Origin of the sequence: Kineococcus glutinatus (assembly GCF_039542765.1) — a bacterium.
GTDB lineage: Bacteria > Actinomycetota > Actinomycetes > Actinomycetales > Kineococcaceae > Kineococcus_A > Kineococcus_A glutinatus.
The window spans coordinates 1-4,811 of the sequence record NZ_BAABIL010000153.1 but is presented as its reverse complement, the minus strand read 5'-3'; the positions used below and the strand labels follow the sequence as shown (position 1 = coordinate 4,811).

Annotated in this window: 4 protein-coding genes; 2 read left to right on the top strand and 2 right to left on the bottom strand. The window is 77.4% G+C overall.

Annotation, left to right across the window (positions count from 1 at the left end; all coding sequences use genetic code 11):
* On the bottom strand, positions 1-1,073 hold a 1,073-nt coding region (locus ABEB16_RS06670), incomplete at its 3' end, for a protein kinase family protein (protein WP_345711477.1).
* 145 nt (positions 1,074-1,218) lie between these two features.
* On the opposite strand from ABEB16_RS06670, the gene ABEB16_RS06665 reads away from it, so the two are divergent.
* Positions 1,219-2,355 carry a calcium:cation antiporter gene (locus ABEB16_RS06665; protein ID WP_345711476.1) on the top strand — a complete coding sequence of 379 codons (1,137 nt, stop codon included), beginning with the start codon at positions 1,219-1,221 and terminating at the stop codon, positions 2,353-2,355.
* Between the two features lie 134 nt (positions 2,356-2,489).
* Positions 2,490-4,208 (top strand): murein biosynthesis integral membrane protein MurJ, encoded by a 1,719-nt coding sequence (gene murJ, locus ABEB16_RS06660; protein WP_345711475.1) that lies wholly within the window; start codon positions 2,490-2,492, stop codon positions 4,206-4,208.
* 44 nt (positions 4,209-4,252) lie between these two features.
* On the opposite strand, the gene ABEB16_RS06655 is transcribed toward murJ, so the two are convergent.
* A partial coding sequence (locus ABEB16_RS06655) for a DUF6049 family protein (RefSeq protein WP_345711474.1) occupies positions 4,253-4,811 on the bottom strand: 559 nt, incomplete at its 5' end.

Below are 4,811 nucleotides of genomic sequence, written 5' to 3'. Positions count from 1 at the left end.
CGGCCCCGGCTGACGACGAGCGCGACCGGGGCGTCGCGGCGCAGGCGGGTGTCCGGCGCGACGTCGCCGAACCCCGGCAGCGCCGTCCGGCTCAGCGACCACAGCGACAGCACCAGGCCCACCGCCAGGCAGCCGCCCACCACCGCCAGCGCCAGGCGCGACTGGTCCCGCGGCGGGCGCGACGTCGGCTCCGGCGCGGTGAACGGCGCCGGCGGCTCCTCCGCGGGCACCTCCGCGCGGCCGGCCACCAGGCGGTCGTGGACCTCCCGCGCGGCCTGCTCCCCGCGCATCCGCCGCAGCACGCCGTCCCACGGGGCCATCGACCACGGCGCCAGCTGCAGGGCCAGCTCACCCGGGTCGCGCGGGCCGTCCTCGTGCGGGCCGAACGTCACCGCGCACAGCGTGTCCAGGTCGTTGGGCACCTCCGGGCGCAGGTCCTTCGGCGCGATCGGCGCGGCGTCCGGGCCGTCCACCGGCGCCGACGCCAGCGCCGGGTACGCCTCCACGTCCTCCACCGCCGGCCAGCGACCGGTGAGGCCGGCGTAGAGCAGCGCCACCAGCCCGAGCGCGTCACGGCGGTTGGCCAGCGCCGCGGCCCGCGCCGGTGACACCTGCGGCGGGTCCAGCTCCAGGGCCGCCTCCAGCGCGGTGCCCAGCACCTGCACCCGCCCGTCCACGCACAGCAGCACCGACTCCGGGGTGAGCCGGGTGTGGTGCAGGCCGCGGCGGGCGGCGGAGTCCAGGGCGGTGGCCGCCTCCCCCACCAGGGCGCGCACCGCCTCGGGGGCCAGCGGCCCGGCCGCCACCAGCTCGGCCATCGCCACGCCCTCGACGTGCTCCTCGACGACGTAGGCCACCCCGTCGTCGGTGCCGGCGTCCAGCACCCGCGGCAGGCGCTGCTCGCTGAGGAGCGCCGCGCGCCGCGCCGCGTCGAGGAAGTCCTCCGCGCGCGGGTCGGAGGCGGGCACGGTGCGCACCCGCACGCGCCGCTCCAGCGTGGTGTCGCGGGCCTCGAAGGACTGCGTCGAGCCGTCCGGCGGCAGGCGCCGGCGCAGGACGTAGCGGTCAGCCACCGTGCCGAGGCCCACCCCGTCCAGTTCCGCTCCCCCGCTCGCGTGCCGGGCGCCCGTCCGGAAGGGGCCCGCGCCGTCACGGCCATGCTATGCGGGCGGCCGGTGCCCGGTGGGCGTCCGCGCCGCGACGCGCGAGCATCGGGGCATGGATGCCCGCCCCACCGACCCCGCCGCCGCCCCCGCCGCCGATCGCGTCCGCCGGCTCCGCCCGCCGTGGACCACGTCAGTGCCGCTGCTCGCCGTGGTGGCCCTCGTGCTCACCTGGGGCCGGCACGCCCCGCCGCTCGTCGTGGTGGTCGTCGCGCTGCTGCTCGCCGGGGCGGTGCTCGCCGCGGTGCACCACGCCGAGGTCGTCGCGCACCGGGTGGGCGAGCCGTTCGGGTCCCTCGTGCTCGCCGTGGCCGTCACCGTCATCGAGGTGGCGCTCATCGTCACGCTCATGGTCTCCGGCGGTGACTCCACGGCCACCCTCGCCCGCGACACCGTCTTCGCCGCCGTGATGCTGACCTGCAACGGCATCGTCGGCCTGTCGCTGCTGGTGGCCGGGCTGCGCACCCGGGTGGCGGTGTTCAACGCCAGCGGCACCGGCGCGGCCCTGACCACGGTGGCGACCCTGGCCACCCTCAGCCTCGTGCTGCCGACGTTCACGACGAGCCGGCCCGGCCCGGAGTTCTCCGCGCCGCAGCTGGCCTTCGCCGCCGTCGCCTCCCTGGCCCTGTACGGCTCCTTCGTCGTGATGCAGACCGTGCGCCACCGCGACTACTTCCTGCCCGTGGCCGCCGACGGCGAGGCGCCGCCGCAGGACGAGCACGCCGCCCCGCCCTCGGCGCGGCAGGCGCGCGCCAGCCTCGCGCTGCTGGCGGTGGCGCTCGTCGCGGTCGTCGGCCTGGCCAAGGTGGAGTCCCCCGCCATCGAGCGCGCGGTCGCCGCCGCCGGCCTGCCGCACTCCTTCGTCGGCGTCGTCATCGCCGCCCTGGTGCTGCTGCCCGAGAGCGTCGCCGCCGCGCGCGCCGCCCGCCGCGACCGGGTGCAGACCAGCCTCAACCTGGCCCTGGGCTCGGCGATGGCGAGCATCGGGCTGACCATCCCCGCCATCGCGGTCGCGTCCGTCTGGCTGGAGGGGCCGCTGCTGCTGGGCCTGGGCCCCACCCAGATGGTGCTGCTCGCGCTCACCGTGGTGGTCTCCACGCTCACGGTGTTCCCCGGGCGCGCCACCCTGCTGCAGGGCGGGGTGCACGTCGTCATCGCGGCCGCCTTCGTCTTCCTCGCCGCCAGCCCCTGACGCCCCGGCCCGCCCCGTTCCGGCTCGGTCCGGCCCGGTCCACCCCGGCCCGCCGCGGCCCGCGCACCGGATCCCCACGTCCTGCTGGGGAGGCGGGGCGCGGCGGGCGCGGTGGATCGGCGACCATCGGGTGCGTGAGCAGCACCGGGAAGTCCCGCACGCAGCCGCGGCCGGCGGCCGCCGAGCCGGCAGCCGCCGGAGGGGAGCGCGCAGTGGCGGACGAGGCGAAGGCGTCGCTGGCCAGGCACAGCGCCCTGATGGCCAGCGGCACCCTGGTGTCGCGGGTGCTGGGCTTCGCCCGGGTCGTGGTGCTCGCCGCGGCCGTCGGGGCGTCCGCCCAGAGCGTCGGCGGGCAGGTCTTCGACCTGGCCAACAAGGCGCCCAACGTCTTCTACATGCTGCTGGCCGGCGGCGTCCTCAACGCCGTGCTGGTGCCGCAGATCATGCGCTCGTTCAAGATGCCCGACGGCGGGCGGGAGTACCTGGACCGCCTGGTCACCCTCGCGCTGCTCGTCATGGGGGGCGCGACCCTCGTGCTGACCCTCGCCGCGCCGCTCGTGGTGCGGCTGTACTCCGAGGGCTGGCCCGGGGACTGGCTGGCGCTGGCGACGCTCATGGCGTTCTGGTGCCTGCCGCAGGTGTTCTGCTACGGCCTGTACACGGTGCTGGGGCAGGTGCTCAACGCGCACAGCCGGTTCGGGGCGTACATGTGGGCGCCCGCGCTGAACAACGTGGTGGCCATCGCCGCGGTCGGCGCGTTCCTGGTGCTGTACCCGGGCGCGGCGTCGCTGGAGCCGGGCGCCTGGACGCCGGGCATGGTGGCGCTGCTGGCGGGCGGGCACACCGCCGGGGTGGCGGCGCAGGCGCTGGTGCTGCTGGTGCCGCTGCGCCGGGCGGGGTTCCGGTACCGGCCGCGCCTCGGCTTCCGCGGCATGGGGCTGGGCACCGCCGGGAAGGTGGCGGGCTGGACGTTCGCGGGTGTGGCGGTGGGACAGCTGGCGTTCCTGCTGACGTCGCGGGTGATGACGGGTGCCGGTGCCGCGCTGGAGGCCGCCGGGCGGGACGGCGCGGCGGGCCCGTCCTACACGAACGCCTACCTGCTGTTCATGCTGCCGCACTCGATCGTGGCGGTGTCGCTGGTGACGGCGCTGTTCACCCGGATCAGCGGGGCGGCCGCGGACGGGGCGGTGCGGGCGGTGCGGCGGGACTTCTCCTCCGGCGCCCGGACGGTGGCGGCGGCCGGGGCGCTGGCCACGACGGCCTTCGTGGTGCTGGGCCGCCCGATCGGCGTGACCCTGTTCGGGGAGGACGGGCGCTGGATCGGGGAGGTGCTCGTGGCGATGGCGGTGGGTCTGGTGCCGTTCGGCGTCACGTACCTGGTGCAGCGGGTCTTCTACGCCTATGAGGACGCCCGCACCCCGTTCGTCGTCTCCGTGGTGGTGGCGGCGGTGACCACGGCGGGCAACGTGGCGATCTGGCTGCTGGTGGAGCCGCGCTGGCAGGTCGTGGGCATCGGGGTGGTGATGTCCACCGCGAACGTCGTGGGCTGCGCGCTGTCCCTGGTGCTGCTGCGCCGGCGGCTGCGGGCCCTGGACGGCGGCGGTGTGGACGGGCACCGGCTGCTGCGCACCGGCGTGCGGCTGGCGATCATCAGCGCCGTCTCCGGCGGGCTGGTGTGGGCGGCGGCGCGGGCGCTGACGGCCCTGCTGGGGGCGGGCGCGGCGGGGAGCCTGGCGGTGACCGTCGCCGGGGGTGCGCTGCTGCTGGTGGTGTTCACGGCGCTGTGCCGGCTGATGCGGGTGCACGAGCTGACGGACCTGGTCACGCCGCTGCTGCGCCGGGTGCACCGCTGACGCCCGGCCGCTGACGTGTGAGCGCTGACGCCGGGCGGGCCGGTTCAGCGCCCGCCGGCGTCCTCCGCCGGGCGCACCACCAGCCGCGCCGCGTCCATCCGCCGCCGGCCCCGGCGCACCGCCCGCACCAGGCCCACCACGAGCAGCAGCCCCGCCGCGGCGGCCACCCCGCCCACGATCCAGCTCTCCACGCCCATCCGGATGTTCACCGTGACGGCCGCGCCGGCCCCCACGGGCGTGCCCGCGGCGGTGCGCAGCTGCGCGTCGACGACGACGCTGCCGTTGGCCAGCGCCCGCACCGGCACCCCCACCCGCTGCTGGCTGCGGGGCTGCAGCACGAGCCGCACGGTGCGCTGCAGCTGCAGCCGGGGGGTGCGCGGGCGCAGCACGAGGTCCACGGTGACGGGCACGGTGAGCTCGTTGACGACGGTGACGGGCAGGTCCGAGCGGGTCGCGGCGAGGTTGCGGGCCCCGCCGGCGACGACGTGGACGCCCGCGAACAGGGTGTCGACGGCGGCGTCGAGCCGCTCGCGGCCGCGGCGCTGGTCGGTGCCCGTGCCGCGCCAGGCGACGGAGGTCAGCGCCAGCGCCGCCAGGTCCTGC